This is a genomic window from Faecousia intestinalis (assembly GCF_040096185.1).
Classification (GTDB): Bacteria; Bacillota; Clostridia; order Oscillospirales; family Oscillospiraceae; genus JAZOXB01.
This window is the reverse complement of record NZ_JBBMFF010000230.1, coordinates 1-24,676: the sequence shown is the minus strand read 5'-3', so window position 1 is coordinate 24,676 and position 24,676 is coordinate 1. Positions and strand designations below refer to the sequence as shown.

Here is a 24,676-nt window from a genome sequence, read left to right as displayed (position 1 = left end):
GTCAGTGCGAGGAGGCCGTAGGCCGACGTGGCAATCTCACGCAACCGGTCACGTTTTCGCCGGGAGTACCCTGTTATCCACCCCGGTTCTGCGAGATTCCCACGTCGCTTCGCTCCTCGGAATGACAAACCTGAAAGCTTTTCACTTTCCACTTTCCATTTTCGATTTTCCATTCCCCGCATGCCGCTCCCCTACAAAAGGCACATACTAAAATTTTCTGCACAAAATGCTCCAAAGCTGTGCATAAAAATATCCCGCCGGAGACCCGGCGGGATTTTGCCTGTAAATCCTAGTTCCAGCAGATCAGCCCTCCAGCTTGTAAAGCTGGATCGCCTGCTGATCGCTATAGGTCGAAGCCTTATAATAGCGGAAGCGCAGCTGATTGCTTGCAGCATTGAAGCGCAGGACGGAAGTATTGCTCGTGATGATCACACCATCGGTCTCGCTGAGCGTGATGGTGTTGACCGCGTTGGCAGCAGTATCCGTGAACTTCAGCGTATTCTTACCGTCGGTTCCGTAAATATACTGGCCGTTGACCTTGAGCGTGTAGCCGTCCGTGGTCTTCTCGATCGTGACAGCGACGGCGTCCAGCTCGGTGCTGGAAGTGATCTTGCTGTTGGCAATCGTGGCGGAAACGTAGCCGTTGACAGCGTCATTGCCGTTGAAGACATAGGCGCTGGTCTCGTCGGCCTCGTTGACGATGAGGTAGGTGCCGCTCCAGTCCTCGGGGGCCGCAGTGACCTTCACATAGGACTTCGTCTCCGGCTCCGTACTGCCGCCCGTGTATTCCTTGCTCAGGTTGGCGGTGAGGGTGGTCAGCTCGGCATCGGTGAGGCCCAGCTCCTTGAAGAAGTCGGTGGCCTCCTGCTTGAGGTCGGCGGTCTTCAGATCCTCGACGCCGAAGGCGGTCTGCAGGGTCTTGACGATGTTGGAGCGGAGGATGGCATCGTACTTGGCAGGCTCGGCTTCCTTCGTCACGCCGTAGTAGTTGTAGTAGGTGACCATGTAGTCGGCGACGACCTCGTCATAGGTCGCGCCCATGTAGCACTCGAGCAGGGCGGAGACGAAGCCCGCGCGGTCCTTGCCCTCGGTGCAGTGCACGAGGTACGGGCCTTCGTGGGTGGTGAAGTAGCGCAGGCCGGTGGCAAGGCCGGTCTTGAAGTCGGCGGCGGTGAAGTCGACGCCGAGATTCAGGTAGACGACGTTCTGCTTGGAATAGTAGGTGGAATCAAAGCCTTCGTAGCCCTTCGCGGTGGCCTCGTCGTTGGCGAGGTTCATGAAGGTCTTGACGCCCGCGGCCTCGGCGGCCTTATCGGCATAGGTGTTGCGGCCGATCTCGTCGTTGATGGGGCTGGAGGAGCGGTACAGGGCGTTCTTGCCCATGCCGGTAGTGGCGACGTTGCGGAAGTTGGCGAACTCGGCGTCGGACAGGTTCTTATAGTCCTCGCGGTTGTTCGTGCGCTTGAGCTGGTGGATGAGCCACTCGTCATAGTAGCCGCCCTTTTCGCCCATTTCGATGGTCACGACGGCGGGGATGTTCGTCTCGGCAGCGTAGTACCACTCATAGGTCTTGTCTTCGTTGGTCTTCTTCGTGGCGATGCCGTTCTTGCCGGCGAAGTCGCCCATGTTGATGGCGAGGGTCAGATGGCCTTCAGAGTTGCGGAGGATCGTGCTGCCCTGATCGACATCGGAGTAGTTCGTGCCATAGGGGACGGTGAATTCCTTACCGTCCACGGTGATCTTCAGAAGATCGCCATATTCGAATCCGGCCTTGTCAAGCTCGGAGCCGGGGATCGTCAGCTCGAGGTTGCCATACTTGGCGATGGACTGGACATAGCCGTGGATGCGGGTCTCGTTCGTCTTCAGCTCGTTCACAAAATAGTTGACGGAGCCGTTGTTGACGGTGGAAATGGTGTATTCGGTCGTGCCGTAGAAGCTGTAGGAGTGGCCGTCTGCATAGGTGTTCAGCGTGGCGGAGCCAAGCGTCGTTGCAACGGCGGAGGAGACGGAGGGAGAAACTGCCTCGTCGTTCGTGGCCCAGATGACAAGGGAGTCGCCGGTATAGTTCTCGGCGGCCTTTTCGACCAGACCGTCGGAGTACTTCTCGAGGTCGGCGAACCATTCCTTGCTCAGCTGCTGCTTCTGGCCATAGACCGTGGTGAATTCAACATAGCCCTTTTCGTTGGCCTCGGCCTTCATGGTGTCCCAGTTCTCGGCGCCGCCAAACAGGTTCTTCAGGTCGGTGAGGTCCTCCGCCGGAGCGACGAGCTCGATGGTGGAGAAGCTGTACTTGCCCTCGGCGAGCAGCTCGAGCGTGATGCGGCCGCCCATGGAGTAGCCGAACGCACCGATGCGGGTCTTGTCGACGGCGTAGTTCTTGCAGACGTAGTCGATGACGTCCAGAACGTCGGCCTTCATGTTGGTCATGGTGTTGAGCTGGAAGCTCTCCTTGCTCTTGCCGCAGCCGGGGAGGTCCAGCGTGGCAACGACGAAGCCCTGCTCGGCAAGACCGTTGGAGATCTTGTCAAAGCCGTCAAACTCGTTGTGGTTGCCGCCGTGGCCGTGGATCATGACGACAAAGGGGAAGCTGCCGTCGGCCTTGTAGCCCTTCGGAGTGGTGATGTAGGCGGGGATCTCAGCGCCCTCACGCAGCGTGGAAGGGACCTTGGCCGTGACCGTGGCGACCGGCGCGGGTTCCCCCGCGCCGGTGTTGACGTACATGTCCATGGCAAACAGCGCTTCGTTGCTGCTGCTGACATAGTACATGCTGAAGTTGGAATACTGTGCGTACCACTCCACGCTCTTCGGGTCGCCGGAGGAGCCGGTGGCCGTTGCGCTCTGGAGGTAGATGCAGCCGTCCGTGGCTGCCGGGGCGATCTTCCAGACGGGGTTATCCTCCTGGTCGAAGCCCATGCTGTTGTAGGTGCCGCCATCGGGCTTATTGCCGATGGAGAGCTTTTTGCCGTCGGTGCGCTTCAGGAAGAAGCCGCCCTCGGTCTTTTCGACCGTCCAGACGATCTCGTCGTTATCGGTGGTCAGGATGCCGTCGACCGGCGTGACATCGACGCCCGCGCGGTTGTAGGCGCTGCCCTCGGAATTCGCCGCGGACATGGCCTTGCTGACGGAGCGGTTGACGAAGACGACCTTTGCGCCGTCGGGCAGCTCGGTGCTGAGGGCATACTCATTGTCCTTCAGCGCGGGCTTCGTTTCATTGACGACGGTGATACGGCCCTCGCCTGCGAGGTTCTTGTACTGCTCGCCGACATTGCCGCCGAGGGAATCAACGATGTAGTCGATGAGGACCTGGTTGTCGATCTTGACCTCGTCCTGCAGGAGCTTGTTGTCCTGGAACATGTTGATGCCGTCGCCGCCGGACTTGAGCATGTAGTTATGGGAGGCGAGGGTGTAGGTCTTGGCGGGGTCGATCGGCTCGTAGGTGTTGGTGGTCTGGTTCAGGACCTGAACGTCCTGCACGCGGCGCGCGCCTTCCACGGAGACGAAGAAGTCCTTGTCGTCCGTCTTGACGGTGGATTCCACGGCGGTGTTGATGGTGTACTTCATGCCGGAGACCTGCAGGAAGCCGCCCATCTCGCCGACGGCGTTATAGACCTTGTTGCCGTTCTCATCGACGGACTCGGAAACATAATCGGCCATCGTGTTGCGGGAGGCCATTTCCAGCGCATCGAGGATCTCCTGACCGGTGGCCTCCACGACGCAGGCCATGTTGCCATAGGGATGGACCTTGATGATCTGGTTGTAGGTGATGTCGCCTGCGGGGATGTCGGCGCGGATGCCGCCGCCGTTGACGATGGCGATGTCAGCGCCCAGCGTGACGCGGTAAGCATCGGCGCACAGGTCGCCGAGGTTCGTCTCGCGGTTGCGGATGGCGCGGGCCGTGCCCTCGGGGTTCTGGGTGGTGAGGTCAACGTCCGTGTGGGCGACGACCTTGTTCAGCAGGGCCTGGAACTCTGCGACGATCTTGTCGACGACTTCCTTCGTCTTGGCGTCCTTTTCAATCTCGCGGTCGCTGATGAGCTCGCTGTGGAGCTTGCCGTCGGCGCTGATGGTCAGCTTGCCGAGGTTGTTCAGCTTCGTGCCCGTGGAGGAGAGAATGACGTCCTTGCCGTCCTTGCTCTTGACGATCTCCTGCGGGATGGTGCTGTGGGAATGGCCGTCGAGCACGGCGTCCAGGCCGGTGGTGTTGGCGATGACGTCCGTGGAGCGCCACGGCTCGGAGGACTCGTCGACACCGAGGTGTGCGACGGCCACGACGTAGTCGGCGCCGTCCTTCTTCGCGGCGTCAATGGTCTTCTGCACGGAGTCGTACAGGTCCTGACCGTCGTTGCCCTCGGCGAAGGTATAGATGTAGTTGCCGTCCTTGTCCTGGAAGTAGGTCGGCGTGGACTTCACGAAGCTCTCCGGGGTGCTGATGCCGATGACGGCGACCTTCTTGCTGCCGAAGGTCTCGATGGCATAGGGCTTCACACCGGCGATGGCGGTGCCGTCCAGTCTGGCAAAGTTGCAGGACAGGTACTGATACTTTGCGGCCGGGACGATGGTGTCGAGCAGCTGATCCATGCCGTAGTCAAACTCATGGTTGCCGAACGTGGCATAGTCATAGCCGGCGGCATTCATGACCTCAACGATGGCTTCGCCGTGCGTCAGGGTGGAGATGGCCTCGCCCTGGATGGCGTCGCCCGCATCGACCAGCAGGCTGTACGGGGTCTTGAGGTTGTTGCGGTACCAGGCGACCTGCTCATACGTCAGCGTGGGGGCTGTGCTGGAGCCGCCGGTGATGTTCGCGTGAACATCGTTGGTGTAGAGGATCACGATGTCGTCGGCCTTCGTGTCATGGAGCTTCAGGTAGCGCTCGATGATGGCGGCGAACTGGGCGCGGGTGGCGTTGTCCTTCGGGGCGAGCTTGCCGTCCTTGCCGTTGATGACGCCGGTCTCGACGGCCCACTTCATGGCGCCGGTGGCGTAGTCATAGACCTTGCCGGCATCCGGCCAGCTGCTCAGGTCCTGCTCGGAGGCGGCCTCGCCTGCGTAGCGCCAGATCATGGTGACGAGCTCTTCGCGGGTGATGAAGCCTGCGGGGTCGAACGTGCCGTCGCCGCGGCCGTTGACGACCTTCTGCTCTGCGGCCCATGCGATGGCATCACGGTACCATGCATCCACCAGATCGGTGAAGGGGGCCTTGGCGGTGGGAGCGGGCTGACCGGCGATGCGCCACAGAACCATGGCAGTTTGCGCGCGGGTCAGATTCGACTCCGGTTCGAATGTCGTTGTCGTGGTGCCGTTCATCAGTCCGTTGTCATAAACGTACTGAACGTACGAAGCAAACCAGTCGGTGTCCTTCACATCCGTGAACGGGCCGACGTTTGCCGCAAACGCAAACGGCAGCACACCTGCGATCATGGCAATGACCAGCAGCATCGCCACGAACTTCGTGCAAATGTGTTTCATGATTAGAGATCCTCCTTCTAATTTCCAAATAGGGAGCTTTTTGTCCCCATGGTATGAATATTTTAACAAGTTTCCGGGAGCAATGCAAGGGCGCCGGGACGCTTTCTCCACTTTTGCAGGCCAAAAGCAAAATATCTCGCTTTCCATAATTTTTTTGTGCAGAAAGCACAGGATTACCTCGATTTTCCTACGGTTTCTGTACATAATAGTGCACAATCATCGCAAAAGTTTTTGCGTTCCGCGCGGCTGCGGGCGGCATTCCGGCGTGCGGCGGCCGCGCGTGAGGCGGCCGTAAATGTCTTTTTAGATGCGCCGTCCTGTATACGGACGGACGCGGCGGGACGAATGTGCAAATTGGTGTTGCAATCCGGGTAAAAACTTGGTAAAATAAATATCAGGGAAGGTGTACCGGAAGGTGCCGGGGCCTTCTCATAACCGGCGCGGCCGGAAGAACAAAGGAGGATCATCCGATGGTCAAACTGATCATGGGGCTGAAGGGTTCCGGCAAGACCAAGCAGCTCGTCACCGACATCAACGAGGCCGTAAAGAACGAAACCGGCAGCATGGTCTGCATCGAAAAGGGCACCAAGCTCCGTTACGATATTGATATCCGCGTTCGCCTGATCGACTATCAGGAGTATTCCATGGGTACGCTGACGTTCCTGAAGGGCTTCATCAGCGGCCTGCATGCGGGCAATTTCGACATCAGCCACATCTTCATCGACAGCTTCTACAAGCTCGTCGAGGAGGCCGGCGTCGCCGAGGTCGAGGACTTCGTCCTGTGGTGCGATAAGTTCGGCGCCGCGAACAACATGTCCTTCACCGTCGTCGTCTCCGAGGATCCCGAGAAGGCCACCGAGGCCATGAAGGCCTACCTCTGATCGCCGCAGGGCCTGCCGCAGGGGCCGCCCCCTCTGCGGCAGCTTGCCGCGCCGCAAAAAAGTGCTTGACAAACGGAATCAAATGTGGTATCCTATATAAGCACTTGGGGCATTGCCCCTCATTTCATATCGCGGAGTAGAGCAGTTGGTAGCTCGTCGGGCTCATAACCCGGAGGTCGCAGGTTCAAGTCCTGTCTCCGCAACCAAATAAAGACTCTGTTTTTACTACCAATGTAGTCGAAACAGAGTTCTTTTTTACCCTTTTTTCAGCGATTTTCGAGGTTTAAGTCCTATCCAAAAGCGAAGAAGCACCGCCTGACCAGGTAATTTCCCGGTTAAGCGGTGCTTTTTTATTTGCCCAAAAAGCTATCATTTCTCTTTATGGGGGGAAAATATCTCGAGATGGGAAAAATATCTCTAGATGGTATAGATAAACGCGATTTCTATTTGTCTATAGACACTTCTCCTGTAGCAATTTTATTCCAGATATCACGGTGTTCAAATCCGATTGCCTCATCCTCATTCAAAATCTTAACATAAGCCGGTAAAACAGCACCAGGGGTTGTAAGCAACCTTAGATAGTATTTTATCGTGGGGATTACACCATTTACAATAAGCTGGCAACCAAGTAATTTCTTCACGTTTTCGACTTCTCGCGAAACTTCTTCACTTGGCTCATGCTGATGGTGTGTTGTCAGAATGTAGTACCTGTCCACCTGACTACCACGTATTTTTTGCTTTGCAGAATCTACCATAGCGGTTGTAACAATGAGTCCGTGTTTTACTTCGACAGCCTCAAAAGCCGTGCCATCTCCGTTTATAATTTCAATATCACCAATCGCGCCAGTTTGTGCATCCGCAGCAGAATGTGCCTCTAGCGGTTTGAGAATCTTGCCGTCAAAACGATGTAGTTCCTCTATGAGTACAGAGTATATTGCGTAAAGCGCTAGGACCGGAAGCCTTGATGCTCCCTTGGAGTCCTTATACCTATAAAAGAAATGCGATTCGAATAATTGTGTAATTTGAAGTACATCCTGAATTTTCGGGACAGCAAGGATCACTCTTGAATCTTCTCTTAGCTGTATCCGCCTCCACAACAAAAATGCGAGGGCTGTCAGGGCATTCTGTCCTTTTGTCTCGACCTGATCGTAGCAGGTCAAAAATGGCTCTTTGATTGTTCCAATATTCTCGTCATAGTCCAGCATATATGGCTTAGGTCTTTCAAAGGTTCGCGTTTGCCAGCCGGATTTAGCTCCGTGAAACTCGTGCGCTTCCATCCATGTATAGATTACGCTCTCAGAGACTCCTCTGAAATTAAACCCTGCGGGACGATCTGTCTTATCTTGAATCTGCACCTGATGGTATCTCACATCTACAGTATCACCATAGACTGCCTTTATCGATAAACTGGTAATAAGATTGCTGTAGCCACCAGATGCCTTTTCACAATACTGGGCCATTTTTTCAAGAGCCTCAACAAATTCACTGTTCAATGAAGCCGCATAGGGAGGTATACCTTCTTTTTTACTGATAAAGAATTCTTCAGCCATATTATAGGCTTCGTCCAATTTAGCCGCAATTTGAACATCCAAATCTGCTGGTCTTGTATTTTCGCGTTTACGTGCCATCATGTTTCCTCCTCTCTAACAAAGAAATTCATCTGCTTGTCATACGGGAGCGTAAAAGGATATGCTACCATATAAACCCCTTGTGGGATTGCAATATTAGTTTCGTGGCTTCGAATATCAAAACGATATCCCCTAAGCGTTCTTGCCAGTTCAACAAATCCTGTCTGTTTAAAACTATCTCCCCACATCTCCATCAATAGATTTTTTGAGAAATAGACGGAGCAATTATCAAAGTTCATGCAATGTTCAGCAAATTTAAAGATAGGTAAATCACTTTTTCTTTTGAAAGACTGTACCTCAAAAATGGGATGAGGTTCTGTAAAATGGCCATATAATTCAAGTAGCGAGTTGAAATTGCTGGTCTTTTTTACCCACATATCAACAGCATTCCACATTGTCTGAACCCCTTGCTCTCCATTCCCGTGCAAAACAACAGATAGCTTAATAGGGTTTTCTTTTGTAATGGTTCCATATACAATTAGATTTAACTCGGCCTGTACATCCGTAACATCCTCAGCAAAAACATCAATACGCACAGATCCGTCCTTATGTACCACTGCTTTCAAGTTATTATCTTTATCGACTGAACTTGGCGTGACATATGCCCTAAAAGGGATAGGGGTGAATGCAGAATTATGTTGATCATAGCTTTTCTCAAGTACGGCTTTATGAATGGCTTTAGTCTTCTGGGCTTTTTGACCCTTTCGCTTGTCGAACGATAGCGCGTCGTCTGGTTGAAGATATTCGATGTTTGACGGCACACCAAAAATCTGATCCCTAATTGACAGCGCCATATAATAGGCTATTTTAGGACATACAGAATTACCAATCTGCCTTATTTGCGCAGTCCTATCTCCATAGAACAAGTGATTGTCAGGGAATCCCTGGATACGCTTGTACTCACCAACGGTCAGATATCTGTTATCCCAATGCAGCGGCCCAGTGTATTTTCCAGGAGATGCAATTAGCGTTTTGGTCGGCGTATCCGGATTTGCTTTATATAGAAAATCCGAAAAGCGAGAGCGATAAGCAAAGATAGGTTCAGGATACCCCCGTTTAGCTGTAAAATGAAGGTAGTTTGATCCAGGCGGAACAAGCGGAAGCAAATGCGAATATTTACCTCCATCGAAAATTGTGTCCTTTTTATCTTCCTCGGTAAATGGGAGATTTCGTATGGCTTCTGCAACGGAAACATATGGGGTGTTGTTCTCACTATCGGGGCCATAGACTGGTCGCGGATAGAGAAATGGCTTATCAAGCTTATGTCCTACAATAAACATACGTTCCCGCTGTTGCGGTGCGCCGTAATCCTCAGCATCCAAGATTCGGAACTCAATTTTATAGCCCAGTGCAGCAAAAGAATCGATAATGTTCCGAAAATCCTGCCCCTTATTTGTTCCAAGAATGCCACGCACATTTTCAAACAGAAATGCCTTAGGTCTAACGTGCTCGACAACTTTACAATAACTTTTAAACAGGTTTCCTCTTTGATCCAGTTGCCCTGCTGCACCACCAGCCCTGCGGCCTGATGCAGAAAAAGATTGGCACGGTGGACCGCCGATAATCATATCAACATTTTCCGGAAGAATCCCGAGATCCATCGTAGTGATATCCTGTTCTACAACAGTACATGAATTGGAGAGAGTATTTCCACGGTTCAATTTTAGAGTCTCGCAGCATTCGTGATTAAAATCAGTTGCAAAAAGAATCTCAAACCCGGCTTGTTCAAAGCCAATATCAAGCCCTCCACCACCAGAAAAAAGGCTGATGGTACGAATTTTATGCGTTGTTTCCATGAATTACACCTCAGTCTTGCTCGATAATCTCGATAATGTCATCAAAGCTACAGTTCATTACTGAACATATTTTAGTGAGACTATCTAGTGAAACGGGCTCACCTTTTCCCATTTTAGCCAAAACATTTGCGCTAATTCCCGCCAGTTGACGCATTTCGGTCTTTGTCATTTTGGCATCAATCAGCTTTTTCCAGAGCCTGTCATAACAATACTTCATGAGCGTTCCTTTCATAAGCAGAAATATGATTTTATTATACGCTAAATATTGCCGAAAGTCAATATAATATCACTTTTCCGTGACATTCTCTCAGCTGAGCAATATGGAACAGGGTGCTCCTAAATCTAACTGTAAATCATTACATCCTGCGTGTATTATACCGCTCATGTAAACGGTAAAATATACTCAGGAAGGTGGTGATGCTATGGACACCAATGAGAGACTCCGGCAGTTGCTAGAGCAGCGTGGTTGGACGGAGTACCGTCTGGCAAAGGTCTGCGGGCTGAATCAGTCCACGCTTGCCAATATTTTTCGGAGAAACACAGTTCCCTCAATTGCCACATTGGAGACAATCTGCAAAGGGTTCGGCATCACTTTGTCTCAATTCTTCGCAACAGAGGACACGGTGGAGCTAACCCCGGAACTGAAAGAACTATTTGATTGCTGGACAGCGCTGTCACCCAAACAGAGGAAAACAGCGGTGCTGATGCTTCAAGCAATGAGTCAGGATGACCAGTAACCAAGGAAGCCTACGGGCTTCCTTATTTTTTTGCTATTTGCTGCGTATCTGAACGGTAAAAGGCGTTTTAGATAAGGCTAATGGCATTATATTTTTGTATAATGTAGGATGCACCGGCTCCATGCCACAGTAGCTATGGATTCTTTGCCACAGCTATACTTTCGTGGCGGGAGGAGGTGAATCCATAATGAAAATTACAAAGAAAAAACCTCTGCGTCCTCGTGGACGCAGTGAGGAAAAGCGGCAGTCTAACCAGAACGCTATCCGAGAGGCATTTGCCAATGGCCCCAGCGTGAGGTAACCATCATACCTGCCTGGAAGGGACAGGAGGTGGAGTCCTCCAAGAAAAAACTCCGGGTGTGCGCCTACTGCCGTGTTTCCACAGACGAGGACAATCAGGCTGGCAGCTATGAGCTGCAGGTGCAAAACTACACGAAGATGATTCACGAGAACGAGGAGTGGGAGTTTGCCGGGATTTACGCAGACAAGGGTATTTCCGGTACTTCTGTCCGCCGCCGTGAGCAGTTCTTGGAAATGATTGAACGTTGTAAAAACGGTGAAATCGACCTCATTATCACCAAGCAAATCAGCCGCTTTGCCAGAAATGTCCTCGACAGCCTGAACTACATCTTCATGCTCCGAAAGCTCAATCCCCCGGTTGGCGTTTACTTTGAGACCGAAAAGCTCAACACCCTAGACAGGAGCAGTGATATGGTCATCACTGTTTTGAGCCTTGTCGCCCAGGGGGAATCTGAGCAGAAGTCCACTAGCGTCCGCTGGGCATTCAAACGCCTCCGTGAGCAAGGTTTGGGAATTTACCCCAACTGGGCATTGCTCGGCTATAAGGGGCGTGAATGGGAGATTGATGAGGATGAGGCAGACATTGTTCGTACCATCTACAATCTGTACCTGGAGGGTTATTCCTCCACGCAGATAGCCGATTTGCTTACCAAAAATGGCATCCCTACGGTGAAGGGTCTGGAAAACTGGAGACCGGGCGGTGTGCTGAACATCCTCCGCAATGAGAAATACTGCGGCGATGCTCTGTGCCAGAAAACGATAACCCTAGACCCCCTCACTCATAAGACGGTAAAAAACAAGGGGTTGGAACCTCAGTATTTCGTTGAGGGACACCATACCCCCATTATTGAAAAGTCCGACTGGTTGAAGGTTCAGCAGCTTCTCAAGGAAAACCGTCACAGAAAGCGGCAGATTCGCCGCCGAAAGCCACGTATCATGGTGAAAGGCGTTCTGGCCGGCTTCATGCTCGTAGACTTCGAATGGACGGCCGAGGACATTGAGACTGTCTTTGGCCCCGTCCCGTCCACAACCGTTGTCAATCCGGCCCCTCTGCTGGATGACGCAGAACATTTTGTAATTGAAAAGGAGTAACTATTATGTCTATGCTCGAAAAATTCACCGTTGTTGACCTCATTAAGACGCGTTCCGCCTCTGTTGCCACCGTGACTGGCAACATTCTCAAGTTCAACGTTCAGACCGCCGCCGAGATGCACTTTGCCCCCTACGTGCAGATTCTCGTCAATCCCAAAGACAAGCAGTTCGCCATCCGCGCCTGCAAGGAGGATGCCCCCAATGCGGTACCCTTCTCCAAGCCGGAAGGTCAGCAGAAGTATCAGATTAAGGTCAACAATGCCACGGTCGCGGATTTGCTCCGCAAGATGGCTGGATGGAGCGTGGAGGACAACTGGAACATCCCCGGTGTCTACTTCGCTGACGAGGAGGCAATCGTCTATGACACCGCCACGGCATTTCCTCCTGCGCCGAAGCGCGGTGGCTGGGCAGCAAAGCGCGCCAAGGAAGCTGCCGCCGCTGCAGCCGAGGAGCAGGTTGACAACGAGGTATAATCCAAAGATAAAAACTAAATAGGGGGTGAAAGAAGCCGGGCAGATGGATTATCCACCTGCCCGGCACATTTTATGCCTTTATCGGATTATGTTCTTGCCTTTTAAGTCTGCAAGAATCAGTTTATCCACTGGGGAAACGGAATCTGTGTCTTTGGAGGTAATCCAGCCCATTTCAGTGATTTCGTTATCCGGCTTCAAATCTCCCAGAAAATCAGCGGTATAGCAAGTCATCCTTACAACGACCCCTTCCGCCTTTCCGTGCGCCTGGGCTTCAAACACACCATACGGCTTTGTCGTATCCGGGCGGATGTCCACCGATAGCTCCGCTTTAATCTCCCTGGTGAGCGTTTCCAAATCGGTTTCAATCCCTTCACGCTTCCCACCAGGGAAATAAAAAGCATCTTTGCCTTTTGACCTAGTGGTCAGAATCTGACCGTCCTTTATATAAAGCCAAGCGATTTTATCAATCATCCGAAATATTCTGCCGTTCTCCATTGATCTTCAGTAAAAGGTGGAGCCTTCGCATCATGTTAGCCTCGTCCTTAGGCTCTACCGGCGTATCAAAGCAATCATAGAGTCCGGCGGCACGGAGCTGTTTCTGTTTTTTTAAGTTTTCGCTGCCGAGTTCTACCCAGATGTTTTGGTTATGAAGAGCGTTGATTCTGATACAGGCATCCTGTAGTTTCTGTATATCTTCTTCCATACAAATGCCCATGCTCATCAAAACAGCGTAGTCTTTCATACACTCCTCTGGGATAAGCCTCAAATCCTCCGTATCAGTAAATAAAGGATATTCTCGCCCACCATCGGGTACTGGCATGGAGTTCCTATTCGGAAACCGCCTATCAAGAATCTGGTTCTCCTTTTCCTTTGTGATTCCATGCAGCAGGCGGAATAGCACAGGGTCGTGTGGAACAAAATCCAAAGTCAGTTCTTGTGGGAGTGCCTTGTTACACAGGTGTCGTACCTTCTCAAGCTGAGCCTTTAGCTCGTCAGCTATTGCCTGCAATGAGGAATAATCGTGTGGCTGGTAGTTTTCATCTTTATGTGCACTGTTTTTGTCGCGCTCATAGTAGATTGCTTCCACCTCTGGGTCAACACAGATTTCCTTTTTCTTTTTTGGAAATGCCTTATCCAGAATAACCCCACAGTTCACATAGAATATCGCTTTTGCTTCATACACCTGGAACCGCAGGTCAATGGGAGGAAGATTTTCAGCATTTTGAGCTATGAACAAAACCCTGTCCACGCACTTTTTGGCATCAATCAGATACCTGGCGAGTTCCCACTTATTCATAGTATTCATCCTCCGCAAATAACTCTGACCCTATGGTCAGTATGTCCTCAAAGTCAATGCAGGTATTGTCCTCAAGCAACACCATCTCCTCGTACTCGTCCACCTTTCGCACACGGCCTGTCACTGTCCTATAAGTGCCGCCGGCCTTGGCCTTGTCCGGGACGAAGTAGCTAAATGTGGCTTCGGGGCGCTCTTTTATGCGTTCCAGCAGGAGGTTCAGCTTCTGGTTCAGCTCCAGCTTCTGCTCCTCACCCAGATCGATGCGGTTCTCTGTAAGCCGGGAAGACTCCCAGATCCGACCGCAAAACCCGGTCAGAGCATCAAACGGGGCGAACTGCGCGGCCCTATTGTGTAGTGACATCGGCTGATGGATGGGGTCATAGGGACGCTCCAAATTTATAATATCATCATGTTTGCCCATATACACCTCACGCCTTGTGTCCGCCAATCTGGCCGTTGCGCTCCATCATTGTTGCGCCCTCTTGCATATTCATGCCTTTGACCAAGCTGTTTTTTCCATACCGCTGCTGAATGGCGAGAACGGCAGTCTGTAGCTTCTTTTCCTGCTCCAGAGCTTTTTCCTCCGCCTCCTGGGCTGCGGCCTGCTCATCCATGGGAGAGAATAGGTCGAACTGCTGAAACGGTACGGTCTTCTGTGCTTGGTCCTCTTTCACGATTTTGCCGGCCGTGATGCTTATCCGCCGTACCAGCAGCTTCGGGTTAACGATGCGGTCATAGAGTTCCATGGCGGCATTTACAATCATGGAGGTGGATGCTGTCTGCCGAGAGAGGTTGATGGTGCCGTTGGCATGGCTGGGTACCTTACGCCCATAGTGGTCCATGGCGACCTTCCCGGTATATTCCTTTGCAATCTTAGGGTCCTCTAAGCTGGCTCTATCGTAGCCGATATACAGCACCAGCTGGTCTGTGACCAGATGCTTAGCGGCCAGGTCAAGGGATAGGGCATCTGCCATCTCCCTGGTTACCAGCCGGGCCTTATCGAATGTGTATGGCTCTTTGAGCACCTGCCCGGAGCCCAGACTTTTTCTCTCAGCCCCGTACTCTTTGATGGCCTGCATGGTGCAAGGCTCGTACCCCCAGGCATGGTCGATAATCAGTTCGGCGTTGATGCCAAACATTTTATATAGGTCATCCCGCCCATAGGGTGAAAGTGAGTATGCAGCGACATCGCCCAGGGTCATGAGGTTCTTGGACTCCAGCTTTCGGCTTATGCCGGCACCAATCCTCCAGAAGTCCGTCATGGGAGTATGGTCCCATAGCTCCTCCCGGAAGGAACGCTCATCCAGCTCTGCGATACGGACACCATCGGCATCGGGAGGCATCTTCTTTGCCACGATGTCCATGGCGATTTTGCAGAGAAATAAGTTCGTGCCGATACCGGCCGTGGCAGTAATGCCCGTATGCGACAGGACATCCCGAATCATCTTCATAGCCAGCTCATGCGCCGTACACTGGTATGTGGCGAGGTAGTCAGTGACATCCATGAACACCTCATCGATGCTGTAGACATGAATGTCGTCTGCACTTATGTACTTGAGGTAGGTTTCGTAGATGCTGGCACTGACCTCGATGTACTTTGCCATCTGCGGAGGGGCAATCACAAAGTCCAGCTCCAGGCTGGGATCCGCTTTTAGCTCTCCGTCAAAGAAGGACTTGTCGCTGAATTTGTGGAACGGAGCCTTTTTGCACTGCTCCCGGTTGACCTCTTTGACACGCTGGATGGCTTCAAACAACCTGGCTCTGCCAGAGATGCCGTATGCCTTCAGGCTGGGTGACACCGCAAGGCAGATGGTCTTTTCCGTCCGGCTCTTGTCTGCCACCACCAGATTTGTGGTTAGGGGGTCGAAGCCACGCTGGACGCATTCGACCGAGGCATAGAAGGACTTGAGGTCGATGGCTATATAGGTTCTCTGCTTCTCGGCCATCGATGACACCTCCTCCGTGCTGGGCCGTTATGCTTGTGGTTCCTCAAAAAACTCTGACATTGGGATATTTAACCCGATACAGATTCGTTCAATCGTGTCCACCTTCAGCTGCCCGTTCCGCAGCTCCGTATTCTTCAAGGTGGAATAAGTGATACCAGCCATTTTCGCCAGCTGGTAGAGCGTTACGTTGTGCTCCTCTGAGAGCTGTTTGACTCGTGCTATCGTATCCAAGTGTTACCCCTCCCTTAGCTTGAGTATATGGATTCCAGAGTACACCCTTATTATAATGCTTGATGTATCCAATAAAACGGACTCAATTCAGAACCCGTCCCACCAGACGGAAGTCTGAAGTGGGAGGAATGGCGCGAGGTGCGTATGCCTTATTGTAAGAAACCAGGACGGGCTGTGCGTGAAGAACACCATAAGTGTCCACATACTCTTCCCGGACATCCTCGTCCGGCTCCTGTTCGTCATAGCTCTTGATATAGCCATCGCCGTCCACGATGAAGATACCGACCTCGCCCACACCGATGGTATCACATTCCTGCACCCAGGCAATCTGACCGTCATGATAGACCGGCTCCATAGAGTCACCAGATACACGGATACCAAATTCAGCTCCCTTGGGGACAGACTTCTCCGGGAAGGCCACCATATCGAAATTGCCCTCATCCAGGAAGGCACCAGTACCAGCGGATGCAGCCAGAGTGCTGACGGGCATCTCAATGTAGCGGATTTTCGTGGTGTGCTTCTGCATGGGGCGGTATTTGCCGCTGGCAACCAGGTCAGAACGATACTCCATCACTTTTTTCTCACCCTCTTCATTCAGGAGGGAGATTGACCGTTTGGAGTAGTTTCTGAGGCACTCGTCCATACCGAGTGCGGCGGAGATTGCCATGAGCTGATAGGCATTGGGGACTGTTTCGCCAGTTTCCCATTTTGCCGCTGCGGGCTTACTGATGGAAATACCAAACTTGGACAGGTACTCAGCAAAATCCTGTTGAGTCATGCCGAAGCGCTTTCTGGCATCAGAAATACGCCGCCCGATAATATTCTCAGCTTTTTCCTCTGTCGCATCATAGGCAATGGCCGGGGTGTTTAGAGGGATGATCTTACTATTTTTCGTAGCCATAGACGTTCCCGTCCTTTCAAATGATGCTTTTATTATATAGAGCAAAACACAGCCTGTCAAGAAGAAATCTCGCATTACTATACAACTGCGACATTGACATACCGCAATGCGGTTGCTATTATTAAAAGCGCAGAAATGAAGCAAAGGAGGCCAACACCGAATGGAACGCCGGAAAGTGTATGTGGATGTGGATGTCTCTATCCTCAAAAATGGAAAGGTCTATCCCCGCCGCTTCCGATACGAGGACGGCACCGTCTTTCAGGTAGAACGCCTAATTGACACCTGCAAGGCACAGTCCACGAGAGTCGGTGGAGAAGGCATCCGATACACAGTTATGATCCTTGGTCATGTCCGCTACCTCTTTGATGAGAGAGGCAAGTGGTTTGTAGAGGCCAAGGTCGTATGACCCAGAATGGAGGTTGATGAAATGTATGATTGCAAATGTCCCATCTATGGGCAGCTGAACGAGCGTCTTTATCTGGAGGAAACGAACGGCTGGATGGAATGTGAGCGCTGTCACTCGACAGTCCAGATTCTCCAGTACGCCAAATTTCAGAAAGTGACTGTACTCAAGGCATCTGTCCTTTCCTCTCCCGTGATTCGGGAGGTGGTTGGATGTATCTGAGCTACCTTGACATTGAGCAGATTGCCGCTGCAGCTTTGGAGGACTTCCGATACTGCACTGGCATTGATGCTTTCTGCACCCCCATTGACCAGTTCGCCAAGGACTACCTGGGGCTGAATGTCTTATTCACCAAGCTGTCGGCGGACGGCAGTATCCTCGGTCTTACCGCTTATGCAGACACGGTACTAAAGGCAGGGGACAGAGGTTTCGGCAAGAATCTGACGCTGAAGGCCAATGATGTGGTGCTGGACTCCAGCTTTATCGAATCTGCCTATAACATTCAGAAGCTGTGTGGCAAACGTCGTTTTACCCTTGCTCATGAGTGTGCTCATCAGATTTTGTTCGAGATGGAGCCGGAATCCGTCCAGAAAGAGCATCGCCAGAAATACGCAACCCGTCGGGCCTATTCCCTCCGGGATTTGAAATGTCGTGAGGACTGGAACGAGTGGCAGGCCAATGCCCTGGGTGCGGCAATTCTCATGCCGGCTGACAGGGTCACAATGGTCTTTCGCCGTCTGACGCACGGGCGTGTCCTCACCTCCTACGATGGGAGGTTCAATCCGCCGGATGACCTTGCCATGGTTCACCTCACCAGTATGTTCGGTGTATCCCGGTCTGCCATGGCAATACGTCTGGAGCAGCTGGGGTTCCTGGTTAAGAAGCCGCGCATCGAATATTTTGATCCCACGGAGGTGATTGCATGAGGGTACGCAAAGTTGTCCCCCAAACACCATCGCCTGAACTGCAGGCGAAAATCGCACGAGCTGCCAAAGCTGTGAGGAATCAGTCCCGGCGCTCCATTAAATGCCCATATTGTAGACACACAGGCCTGGTGGTCTTTTCAGACGCCAGGGGTCATGTGGAAACCAAATGTAAATATTGTGATGAGGTGGTTGTTGTTGACGTCCTGAACATGAGGCGTCTCCGTGAACCACAGAGAGCCATCCGGTAATTACCCCAAAAGTCTGAGCTGTGAAGCCGCTGAATAGCGTTGCCTTCCGTATGCCGTTTTGGAAAAACAGAGTTTTCTAGCTCTGTCTATTTCCCATACGCATCGGAAGATACGCTGTTCAGCGGCTTTTTTGCGTTTTACAGAAAAAATCTAATATCGTTTGCCTGATTAGCTATAAGGGCGAAGGATACGAAATACTGTGCCATCCCTTTTGGGAAAGCAGATTTTGTACCCTCTACTTTTTGCGCTCTTTTCAGGCAGCCATTGGGTCGGGGTACTTTTGCCCGGCCCTCTTTTGTTCTTTTCGCCCTTCCGCTATTCAGGCGGAAAGGACAAAAAATGAAAATCAAGTATGAGTTCGCCAATGAAACCGTGGAAATTGAAGTGGACGAGGAGTGGGGCAACCTCCTCATTGACTTGAATCGGCAGGAGTACAACAACGACCATGCCGAAACCCGTCGGCATTGCTCCCTGAATGCACTGAATCTGGATGACACCTATCTGCCCTCGGATGTAGATCTCCTTCGGGATGTCATTCAACGGATGGAAATCGAAACTCTATATACAGCCATCTCTGAATTGGAGCCGCATCAGAAAGAGCTGATTAAGGCCATCTTCTTTGATGGAGTTAATGCATCGGATTACGCCGCACAGTTAGGCATCACCCCAGGTGCAATTACGCTGAGGAAAAACACAATTCTGAGAAAATTAAAAAAATTTTTGAAATGACCCTAAAAAAATGCCGTTCCCGTGGCCTACCTGTGAAGGGACTACACAAGACCACCCTTCAGAAAGGATATAGGCCATGAAACACAATTTGAAAATCAGCGTTTCTAAGGAACCCAAGACGGGCGGTATTGTGCAGTGCAGGAGTGTGACTCTCCGCGAGAAGCTGCTGACCCGCCTGCTGGGTGCGTCCCAGAGAGTGATGGTTCTGATTCCCGGCAATACCGTGGAGTCCCTCTCCATCATCGAACTGCCGGAAGGAGGTGCGGCTGTATGAGCAAGGTTCAGCTTCTGCTGGATGTCGTCGAGGATCTCCGCTCCCTGGCAGACAGCATCAAGGCCGTTGCCTCTGCTGTTGGGCAGAACGAAGCCCCAGAGGAAGCTCCTCCGAAAAAGGAGGAGGCTACCGCTCCCCAGGAAAAGCCCATCACCCAGGAGCAGGTCAGAGCGGTTCTCTCTGAAAAGAGCCAGGACGGCAAGACCGATAAGGTCCGCGCGCTCCTCCTCAAGTACGGTGCGCCGAAGCTCTCCGGCATCGACCCGAAGAGCTATAAGGCTCTGCTCCAGGATGCGGAGGTGCTGTGATGCCGCCTTCTAAGCACGCACTCCTGTCAGCATCCTCTTCCCACCGCTGGCTGAGCTGTACGCCCTCCGCACGTCTGGAGGAGGAATTCGAGGATCGAGAAACCGAGGCAGCAGCCGAAGGCACCGCCGCCCACGCCCTTTGTGAGCATAAGCTCCGCAAAGCGCTGAAGATGCGCTCCCGCAAGCCGGTCAGCAAGTATGACTCGGATGAGATGGATGCCTACACGGACGGCTATGTGGAGTTCGTTCTGGAAGCACTGGAGGAAGCCAGGCAGCTCTGCTCCGACCCAAAAGTCCTCATCGAACAGCGGCTCGACTTCTCCTGCTATGTGCCGGATGGCTTCGGCACCGGCGACTGCCTCATTGTGGCGGACAAGCTCCTGCACATCATCGACTTCAAGTACGGCTTGGGCGTTTTGGTGGATGCAGAGCACAATCCACAGATGATGCTGTATGCCCTGGGAGCATTACGGCTCTTCGACTCTCTCTATGACATCGAAGAGGTGGCAATGTCCATCTACCAGCCTCGCCGGGACAATGTCTCCACCTGTATTATCCCGGTCACCGAGCTGATGGATTGGGTGGAAACCACCCTCAAACCCAAGGCAGAGCTTGCCTACAAAGGCGAGGGGCAATACACCCCCGGTTCCTGGTGTACCTTCTGCAAGGCGGCGGTCAAGTGTCGCGCCAGAGCCGAGGACAAGCTCCGACTTGCCAAGTACGAGTTCGCCATGCCGCCTCTGCTGACGGATGCAGAAATCGAGGACATCCTCGGCAGTCTGGAATCCCTCTCTAAATGGGCCAATGAGCTTATGGCCTACGCCCAGGATGCCGCCATCAACCACGGAAAGGTCTGGCACGGCTACAAGCTGGTGGAGTCCAGAACCAACCGCAAATATACCGATGAGGCGGCTGTCATCGCCGCAGCCCATGATGCCGGGTACTCCGACATCTTCAAGAAAAGCCTTATCTCCATCACCGAAATGGAGCGGCTCATGGGCAAGAAAACCTTCAAAGAGATTCTGGGAGCCTTTGTTGAGAAGCCCCAGGGCAAGCCGACCCTTGTTCCTGCATCTGACAAGCGTCCGGCTATCACTACCGCAGATGCCGCTACTGAATTTACTGATTTTACGGAGGAATAAAGATATGTCTACTCAGAAAACTTCTACCAAGGTCGTCACCGGCGTTGTCCGCCTGTCCTACGCCAACGTCTGGGAGCCGGCTTCTATCAATGGCTCCAACCCCAAGTACAGCGTTTCCCTCATTATCCCCAAGAGCGATGCCAAGACCATCGCTGAGATCAACGCCGCCATCGATGTTGCCATTGAGGCTGGCGTGGGTAAATTCGGTGGCAAGAAGCCCAATAAGGCAGCTCTGAAGTTGCCTCTGCGTGACGGCGATCTGGAGCGTGAGGATGAAGCCTACCAGGGCTCCTACTTCCTCAACGCCAACAGCACCACCGCTCCTCAGATTGTTGACCGTGCCGTCAACCCCATCCTAGACCGTGGCGAAATCTATTCCGGCTGCTATGCCCGCGTGTCCGTGAACTTCTATGCCTTCAACTCCAACGGCAATCGTGGCATTGCCTGTGGTCTGGGCAATATCCAGAAAGTCCGTGACGGAGATCCTTTGGGCAGTCGTTCCTCTGCGGCAGATGATTTTGCAACAGATCTGGATGACGATTTCCTCTCTTAAGTACCTATCCGGGTGGTGGAGCTTCGGCTCTGCCACCCTCCGAAAGGAGCGACCATGAAAAATTTATCTATCGACATTGAAACCTACTCCCCGGTGAACCTGGCAAAGAGCGGCGTGTATCGCTACTGTGACACCCCGGAGTTTGAGATTTTGCTATTCGGATACTCTGCAGACGGTGGCCCCGTCCAGGTGGTTGACCTTACTGCCGGCGAGCAACTGCCCCAGGAGATACATGAGTCACTGACTGACCCCACAGTCACCAAATGGGCTTTCAACGCGCAGTTCGAGCGTGTGTGTCTGTCCCACTTCTTAGGTCTGCCTACTGGCACCTATCTCGATCCTGACTCTTGGCGTTGCACTATGGTTTGGGCTGCAACTCTGGGACTTCCACTCTCGCTGGAGGGCGTGGGTGCGGTACTGAGACCGGAGAAACAGAAGTTGAAAGAAGGCAAAGACCTCATCCGTTTCTTCTGCACACCTGGAAAGGCCAAAGATGGCAGCATTATCCGTCATTATCCCCAATGTGCTACGGGCAAGTGGGAAACCTTCAAGGCTTATAATCTCCGGGATGTGGAAACGGAAATGGCGATACAGGAAAAGCTCAGTCATTATCCTGTGCCAGAGTCCGAGTGGGTCAACTACCACCTGGACCAGCGCATCAACGACAGGGGTGTACTCATCGACCGAACTCTGGTTTCCCAGGCTATCCGCTGCGATACAGAATTTAAGCGCACCCACATGGAACAGGCACGTGAGGTTACGGGTCTGGAGAACCCAAATTCCCCGGTGCAACTGAAGGCTTGGCTCTCTGAGCAAGGCGTGGAAGCGGAGTCTTTGTCCAAGGCAACCGTGGCGGAACTTTTGAAAGAAGCAGATGGTGAGGTGGAGGTTGCCCTTTCCCTCCGGCAGGAGCTTGCCAAGAGTAGCGTAAAGAAATACACCGCTATGGATATGGTAGCCTGCTCAGACAACCGTGCCAGAGGGCTCATCCAGTTCTACGGAGCCAACCGCACAGGCAGATACGCCGGCCGATTGGTGCAAGTGCAAAATCTGCCCCAGAACCATCTGCCAGATTTGGACACCGTCCGCTCTCTCATCCGAAACGGGGACTTTCAGGCTGTGGAGATGCTCTATGAATCTGTGCCTCTGGTGCTGTCAGAGCTTATCCGCACCGCCTTCATCCCCAAACCTGGCTGTCGCTTCTTCGTGGCAGACTTCGCGGCCATTGAGGCTCGCGTCATTGCATGGATTGCCGGGGAGCATTGGCGACAGGAGGTTTTCTCCTCTGGTGGTGACATCTACTGTGCTTCGGCAAGTCAGATGTTTGGTGTCCCCGTGGAGAAACACGGAGTCAACGGTCACCTCCGCCAAAAGGGCAAGATTGCTGAATTGGCCCTCGGCTACGGCGGATCGGTGGGAGCCTTGAAAGCCATGGGCGCACTGAATTACGGACTCACCGAGGACGAGCTAAAACCCCTTGTAGATTCCTGGCGGCAAGCCAATCCTCACATCTGCCGGTTTTGGTGGGATGTCGATACCGCTGCCAAGACCTGCGTCAAAGATTACAAAACTGCTGAGACCCACGGCATCCGTTTCATCTACCGTGGTGGAATGATGTTCATCGTCCTGCCCTCTGGCAGAAAGCTCACCTATGTGAAGCCCAAGATGGGGACCAACCGTTTCGGGTCTGAGTCCGTGACCTATGAGGGCGTGGGTGAGCAGAAAAAGTGGTTGCGGCTGGAAAGCTACGGTCCAAAGTTCGTTGAAAACATTGTCCAGGCAACTGCACGAGACATTCTGGCAGAAGCCATGCTCCGGCTGGAGGCCGCCGGATACCGCATCGTGATGCACGTCCATGACGAGGCAGTCATCGAAGCTCCAGCGGATGCCTCCTTGGAGGAAATCGCCGCCATCATGGGGCAGACCCCATCCTGGGCAGACGGATTGCTACTACGCGCAGACGGTTATGTTTGCGACTTCTATAAGAAAGACTAGGAGGATTTTAGATATGAAAAACCGTGAAAGACAGCGTGCAAATAGAAAAATGTTCATTCCACCCAGCTGCGACCGCTGCGACTGTGCTTGCAACCGCCATGGAGCCTGCTTCTCTCTTTCGGATAACATTTTTGGTGACAAGAACTGTCCGTTCTTCAAAACCAGTGAGCAGAATGAAGCGGAGAAAAATGATGTCTTGGCGCACCTGAAAGCTATCGGTCGCGGAGATCTCATTGATTATTACTACGGCTCCAAGGAGGCAAAAGCATGGGCGTAAATATGAGAAACAAAGAGGGCTACCTACGATTTCACAGCCTATGAAGCCCTCTCCAAAATCGAGGCAGAGGCTAAGGCAGTCCGAGCTTTCCGCCCCATCGTGTACATCTGCTCTCCCTTTGCAGGAAATACGGAGGTAAACCAGGAGAAGGCCAGAAAATACTGTCGCTATGCTGTGGACAACGGCTGCATCCCCATTGCGCCCCACATCTACTTCCCTCAGTTTATGAGGGACACTTACTACGGTGAGCGGGAGCTTTGCCTATTCATGGGCACAGTCCTCCTGACCAAGTGCGCCGAGCTGTGGGTATTTGGAGAAACCATCTCCCAGGGCATGGCGATTGAGATTGAGAAAGCACGTCATAAGGGCAAACTCATCCGCCACTTTACCGAGGATTGCAAGGAGGTCCAAGTATGAAAATCGCTGTCGGCAATAGCCGTATGGATAAGAAATGGAAGAACCGGGAGATTACTTGGGAGGGGCTATGCCAGAGGGTCAGCACCACCATCCGCACCACCGAGACGGTTGAGGAATACCGCAAATTGAAAAAGGGCTCCCAGGATGCCATTAAGGACGTAGGTGGTTTCGTTGGTGGCTTTCTCCGAGAAGGCCGCCGTAAGAACGGCACCGTTGCCTGTCGCTCTATGCTGACCCTGGATATGGACTACGGCAAACCGGGGATCTGGGATGAGGTGGATCTGCTGCACGATTTTAAGTGCTGCGCCTACTCCACCCACAAGCACACCCCGGAAAAGCCTCGCCTCCGCTTCATCATTCCGCTGTCCCGTGAGGTTTCTGAAGAGGAGTATCCGGCAGTCGCCCGCATGGTGGCAAAGGAAATCGGCATTGACCTGTTCGATGACACTACCTATGAGGCTTGCCGCCTTATGTACTGGCCGTCCACCTCATCCAACGGAGAGTTCTTCTTCCAGACCAAGGACGGCCCGGAGCTTGACCCAGATGTGTACCTCACCAAATACGAGGATTGGCACGATACCTCCACCTGGCCGGTATCCAGCCGTCAGTCCGAGGTGGTTCGCCGCACTATCGCCGAGCAGGCAAATCCGCTGACC

General features: G+C 52.7%; 24 protein-coding genes, 1 tRNA gene and 1 pseudogene. 16 read left to right on the top strand and 10 right to left on the bottom strand.

Translation table 11 applies throughout. The features are described from left to right. Nucleotides 1–303 precede the first annotated feature (303 nt). A complete protein-coding gene (locus WMO66_RS09280) occupies nucleotides 304–5,466 on the bottom strand; it encodes an alpha/beta fold hydrolase (protein WP_349136139.1) in 5,163 nt (1,720 codons plus the stop codon). Nucleotides 5,467–5,936: 470 nt separating this feature from the next. Here WMO66_RS09280 and WMO66_RS09275 point away from each other — a divergent pair, with 470 nt between their 5' ends. Then, nucleotides 5,937–6,347, top strand: coding sequence for a hypothetical protein (locus tag WMO66_RS09275; protein ID WP_349136137.1), 411 nt, complete (start codon nucleotides 5,937–5,939; stop codon nucleotides 6,345–6,347). 130 nt (nucleotides 6,348–6,477) lie between these two features. After that, nucleotides 6,478–6,553: transfer RNA gene (locus tag WMO66_RS09270), tRNA-Met, on the top strand. 237 nt (nucleotides 6,554–6,790) lie between these two features. On the opposite strand, the gene WMO66_RS09265 is transcribed toward WMO66_RS09270, so the two are convergent. From WMO66_RS09265 to WMO66_RS09255, 3 genes are read right to left on the bottom strand one after another with little or no spacing between them, the layout of a single operon-like run. Then, complete coding sequence (locus WMO66_RS09265) at nucleotides 6,791–7,978, bottom strand: hypothetical protein (RefSeq protein WP_349136136.1); 1,188 nt, start codon at nucleotides 7,976–7,978, stop codon at nucleotides 6,791–6,793. Then, nucleotides 7,975–9,771, bottom strand: coding sequence for a DNA cytosine methyltransferase (locus WMO66_RS09260; RefSeq protein ID WP_349136135.1), 1,797 nt, complete (start codon nucleotides 9,769–9,771; stop codon nucleotides 7,975–7,977). Before WMO66_RS09260 ends, WMO66_RS09265 begins: the two co-directional genes overlap by 4 nt. A gap of 10 nt (nucleotides 9,772–9,781) precedes the next feature. Next, a complete protein-coding gene (locus WMO66_RS09255) occupies nucleotides 9,782–9,988 on the bottom strand; it encodes a helix-turn-helix domain-containing protein (RefSeq protein ID WP_349136134.1) in 207 nt (68 codons plus the stop codon). Between the two features lie 205 nt (nucleotides 9,989–10,193). On the opposite strand from WMO66_RS09255, the gene WMO66_RS09250 reads away from it, so the two are divergent. The 3 genes from WMO66_RS09250 to WMO66_RS09240 all read left to right on the top strand — a co-directional run bounded on the left by WMO66_RS09250 (nucleotide 10,194) and on the right by WMO66_RS09240 (nucleotide 12,373). After that, nucleotides 10,194–10,508, top strand: coding sequence for a helix-turn-helix domain-containing protein (locus WMO66_RS09250; protein ID WP_349136132.1), 315 nt, complete (start codon nucleotides 10,194–10,196; stop codon nucleotides 10,506–10,508). Nucleotides 10,509–10,838: 330 nt separating this feature from the next. Continuing rightward, nucleotides 10,839–11,900, top strand: a complete 1,062-nt coding sequence (locus WMO66_RS09245; protein WP_349136130.1) for a recombinase family protein — start codon at nucleotides 10,839–10,841, stop codon at nucleotides 11,898–11,900. 5 nt (nucleotides 11,901–11,905) lie between these two features. Next, nucleotides 11,906–12,373: a hypothetical protein gene (locus WMO66_RS09240; protein ID WP_349136129.1), complete on the top strand. Its 468-nt coding sequence runs from the start codon at nucleotides 11,906–11,908 to the stop codon at nucleotides 12,371–12,373. Between the two features lie 78 nt (nucleotides 12,374–12,451). On the opposite strand, the gene WMO66_RS09235 is transcribed toward WMO66_RS09240, so the two are convergent. The 6 genes from WMO66_RS09235 to WMO66_RS09210 all read right to left on the bottom strand — a co-directional run bounded on the left by WMO66_RS09235 (nucleotide 12,452) and on the right by WMO66_RS09210 (nucleotide 16,748). Further along, a complete protein-coding gene (locus WMO66_RS09235) occupies nucleotides 12,452–12,844 on the bottom strand; it encodes an NUDIX hydrolase (protein WP_349136128.1) in 393 nt (130 codons plus the stop codon). Then, entirely contained in the window at nucleotides 12,837–13,670 is an 834-nt protein-coding gene (locus WMO66_RS09230; RefSeq protein ID WP_349136126.1) for a hypothetical protein, read from the bottom strand. The genes WMO66_RS09235 and WMO66_RS09230 overlap by 8 nt, the downstream gene beginning before the upstream one ends. Then, nucleotides 13,663–14,091: a hypothetical protein gene (locus WMO66_RS09225; RefSeq protein ID WP_349136125.1), complete on the bottom strand. Its 429-nt coding sequence runs from the start codon at nucleotides 14,089–14,091 to the stop codon at nucleotides 13,663–13,665. Before WMO66_RS09225 ends, WMO66_RS09230 begins: the two co-directional genes overlap by 8 nt. Before the next feature lie 7 nt (nucleotides 14,092–14,098). Next, entirely contained in the window at nucleotides 14,099–15,616 is a 1,518-nt protein-coding gene (locus tag WMO66_RS09220) for a Y-family DNA polymerase (protein ID WP_349136124.1), read from the bottom strand. A 27-nt stretch (nucleotides 15,617–15,643) separates the two neighbouring features. Beyond that, nucleotides 15,644–15,847: a helix-turn-helix domain-containing protein gene (locus tag WMO66_RS09215; RefSeq protein WP_349136123.1), complete on the bottom strand. Its 204-nt coding sequence runs from the start codon at nucleotides 15,845–15,847 to the stop codon at nucleotides 15,644–15,646. An 82-nt stretch (nucleotides 15,848–15,929) separates the two neighbouring features. Then, nucleotides 15,930–16,748 carry an XRE family transcriptional regulator gene (locus WMO66_RS09210; RefSeq protein WP_349136122.1) on the bottom strand — a complete coding sequence of 273 codons (819 nt, stop codon included), beginning with the start codon at nucleotides 16,746–16,748 and terminating at the stop codon, nucleotides 15,930–15,932. A 160-nt stretch (nucleotides 16,749–16,908) separates the two neighbouring features. On the opposite strand from WMO66_RS09210, the gene WMO66_RS09205 reads away from it, so the two are divergent. From WMO66_RS09205 to WMO66_RS09155, 11 genes and pseudogenes are all read left to right on the top strand, one after another. After that, nucleotides 16,909–17,154 carry a hypothetical protein gene (locus WMO66_RS09205; RefSeq protein WP_349136121.1) on the top strand — a complete coding sequence of 82 codons (246 nt, stop codon included), beginning with the start codon at nucleotides 16,909–16,911 and terminating at the stop codon, nucleotides 17,152–17,154. Between the two features lie 209 nt (nucleotides 17,155–17,363). After that, the gene (locus WMO66_RS09200; protein ID WP_349136120.1) at nucleotides 17,364–18,077 is read left to right on the top strand and encodes an ImmA/IrrE family metallo-endopeptidase; all 714 of its coding nucleotides are present in this window, start codon (nucleotides 17,364–17,366) and stop codon (nucleotides 18,075–18,077) included. Nucleotides 18,078–18,664: 587 nt separating this feature from the next. Beyond that, nucleotides 18,665–19,054 carry a sigma-70 family RNA polymerase sigma factor gene (locus tag WMO66_RS09195; RefSeq protein WP_349136118.1) on the top strand — a complete coding sequence of 130 codons (390 nt, stop codon included), beginning with the start codon at nucleotides 18,665–18,667 and terminating at the stop codon, nucleotides 19,052–19,054. Nucleotides 19,055–19,130: 76 nt separating this feature from the next. Then, on the top strand, nucleotides 19,131–19,328 hold the full coding sequence (locus tag WMO66_RS09190) for a hypothetical protein (RefSeq protein ID WP_349136116.1): 198 nt from the start codon (nucleotides 19,131–19,133) through the stop codon (nucleotides 19,326–19,328). Continuing rightward, nucleotides 19,325–19,636 (top strand): rRNA biogenesis protein rrp5, encoded by a 312-nt coding sequence (locus WMO66_RS09185; protein ID WP_349136115.1) that lies wholly within the window; start codon nucleotides 19,325–19,327, stop codon nucleotides 19,634–19,636. The genes WMO66_RS09190 and WMO66_RS09185 overlap by 4 nt, the downstream gene beginning before the upstream one ends. After that, nucleotides 19,636–20,778: a DUF2800 domain-containing protein gene (locus WMO66_RS09180; protein ID WP_349136114.1), complete on the top strand. Its 1,143-nt coding sequence runs from the start codon at nucleotides 19,636–19,638 to the stop codon at nucleotides 20,776–20,778. Before WMO66_RS09185 ends, WMO66_RS09180 begins: the two co-directional genes overlap by 1 nt. A 4-nt stretch (nucleotides 20,779–20,782) precedes the next feature. Beyond that, entirely contained in the window at nucleotides 20,783–21,331 is a 549-nt protein-coding gene (locus WMO66_RS09175; protein ID WP_349136112.1) for a DUF2815 family protein, read from the top strand. 54 nt (nucleotides 21,332–21,385) lie between these two features. Next, entirely contained in the window at nucleotides 21,386–23,326 is a 1,941-nt protein-coding gene (locus WMO66_RS09170) for a DNA polymerase (RefSeq protein WP_349136111.1), read from the top strand. A gap of 13 nt (nucleotides 23,327–23,339) precedes the next feature. Continuing rightward, a complete protein-coding gene (locus tag WMO66_RS09165) occupies nucleotides 23,340–23,603 on the top strand; it encodes a hypothetical protein (protein WP_349136110.1) in 264 nt (87 codons plus the stop codon). Nucleotides 23,604–23,702: 99 nt separating this feature from the next. Then, nucleotides 23,703–24,020: a DUF7768 domain-containing protein gene (locus WMO66_RS09160; RefSeq protein ID WP_435387795.1), complete on the top strand. Its 318-nt coding sequence runs from the start codon at nucleotides 23,703–23,705 to the stop codon at nucleotides 24,018–24,020. Continuing rightward, nucleotides 24,017–24,676 (top strand): annotated as a pseudogene (locus WMO66_RS09155) (virulence-associated E family protein); the annotation flags it as partial. The gene WMO66_RS09160 and the pseudogene WMO66_RS09155, both read left to right, overlap by 4 nt.

Excerpts from the sequence above, each read along its gene's own strand:
- WMO66_RS09180 (WP_349136114.1), top strand. The coding sequence starts at position 19,636 with ATGCCGCCTTCTAAGCACGCACTCCTGTCAGCATCCTCTTCCCACCGC.
- WMO66_RS09265 (WP_349136136.1), bottom strand. The coding sequence starts at position 7,978 with ATGATGGCACGTAAACGCGAAAATACAAGACCAGCAGATTTGGATGTT.
- WMO66_RS09255 (WP_349136134.1), bottom strand. The coding sequence starts at position 9,988 with ATGAAGTATTGTTATGACAGGCTCTGGAAAAAGCTGATTGATGCCAAA.
- WMO66_RS09200 (WP_349136120.1), top strand. The coding sequence starts at position 17,364 with ATGTATCTGAGCTACCTTGACATTGAGCAGATTGCCGCTGCAGCTTTG.
- WMO66_RS09225 (WP_349136125.1), bottom strand. The coding sequence starts at position 14,091 with ATGGGCAAACATGATGATATTATAAATTTGGAGCGTCCCTATGACCCC.
- WMO66_RS09280 (WP_349136139.1), bottom strand. The coding sequence starts at position 5,466 with ATGAAACACATTTGCACGAAGTTCGTGGCGATGCTGCTGGTCATTGCC.
- WMO66_RS09185 (WP_349136115.1), top strand. The coding sequence starts at position 19,325 with ATGAGCAAGGTTCAGCTTCTGCTGGATGTCGTCGAGGATCTCCGCTCC.
- WMO66_RS09205 (WP_349136121.1), top strand. The coding sequence starts at position 16,909 with ATGGAACGCCGGAAAGTGTATGTGGATGTGGATGTCTCTATCCTCAAA.
- WMO66_RS09275 (WP_349136137.1), top strand. The coding sequence starts at position 5,937 with ATGGTCAAACTGATCATGGGGCTGAAGGGTTCCGGCAAGACCAAGCAG.
- WMO66_RS09190 (WP_349136116.1), top strand. The coding sequence starts at position 19,131 with ATGAAACACAATTTGAAAATCAGCGTTTCTAAGGAACCCAAGACGGGC.
- WMO66_RS09250 (WP_349136132.1), top strand. The coding sequence starts at position 10,194 with ATGGACACCAATGAGAGACTCCGGCAGTTGCTAGAGCAGCGTGGTTGG.
- WMO66_RS09230 (WP_349136126.1), bottom strand. The coding sequence starts at position 13,670 with ATGAATAAGTGGGAACTCGCCAGGTATCTGATTGATGCCAAAAAGTGC.
- WMO66_RS09240 (WP_349136129.1), top strand. The coding sequence starts at position 11,906 with ATGTCTATGCTCGAAAAATTCACCGTTGTTGACCTCATTAAGACGCGT.
- WMO66_RS09195 (WP_349136118.1), top strand. The coding sequence starts at position 18,665 with ATGAAAATCAAGTATGAGTTCGCCAATGAAACCGTGGAAATTGAAGTG.
- WMO66_RS09170 (WP_349136111.1), top strand. The coding sequence starts at position 21,386 with ATGAAAAATTTATCTATCGACATTGAAACCTACTCCCCGGTGAACCTG.
- WMO66_RS09235 (WP_349136128.1), bottom strand. The coding sequence starts at position 12,844 with ATGATTGATAAAATCGCTTGGCTTTATATAAAGGACGGTCAGATTCTG.
- WMO66_RS09175 (WP_349136112.1), top strand. The coding sequence starts at position 20,783 with ATGTCTACTCAGAAAACTTCTACCAAGGTCGTCACCGGCGTTGTCCGC.
- WMO66_RS09165 (WP_349136110.1), top strand. The coding sequence starts at position 23,340 with ATGAAAAACCGTGAAAGACAGCGTGCAAATAGAAAAATGTTCATTCCA.
- WMO66_RS09220 (WP_349136124.1), bottom strand. The coding sequence starts at position 15,616 with ATGGCCGAGAAGCAGAGAACCTATATAGCCATCGACCTCAAGTCCTTC.
- WMO66_RS09210 (WP_349136122.1), bottom strand. The coding sequence starts at position 16,748 with ATGGCTACGAAAAATAGTAAGATCATCCCTCTAAACACCCCGGCCATT.
- WMO66_RS09260 (WP_349136135.1), bottom strand. The coding sequence starts at position 9,771 with ATGGAAACAACGCATAAAATTCGTACCATCAGCCTTTTTTCTGGTGGT.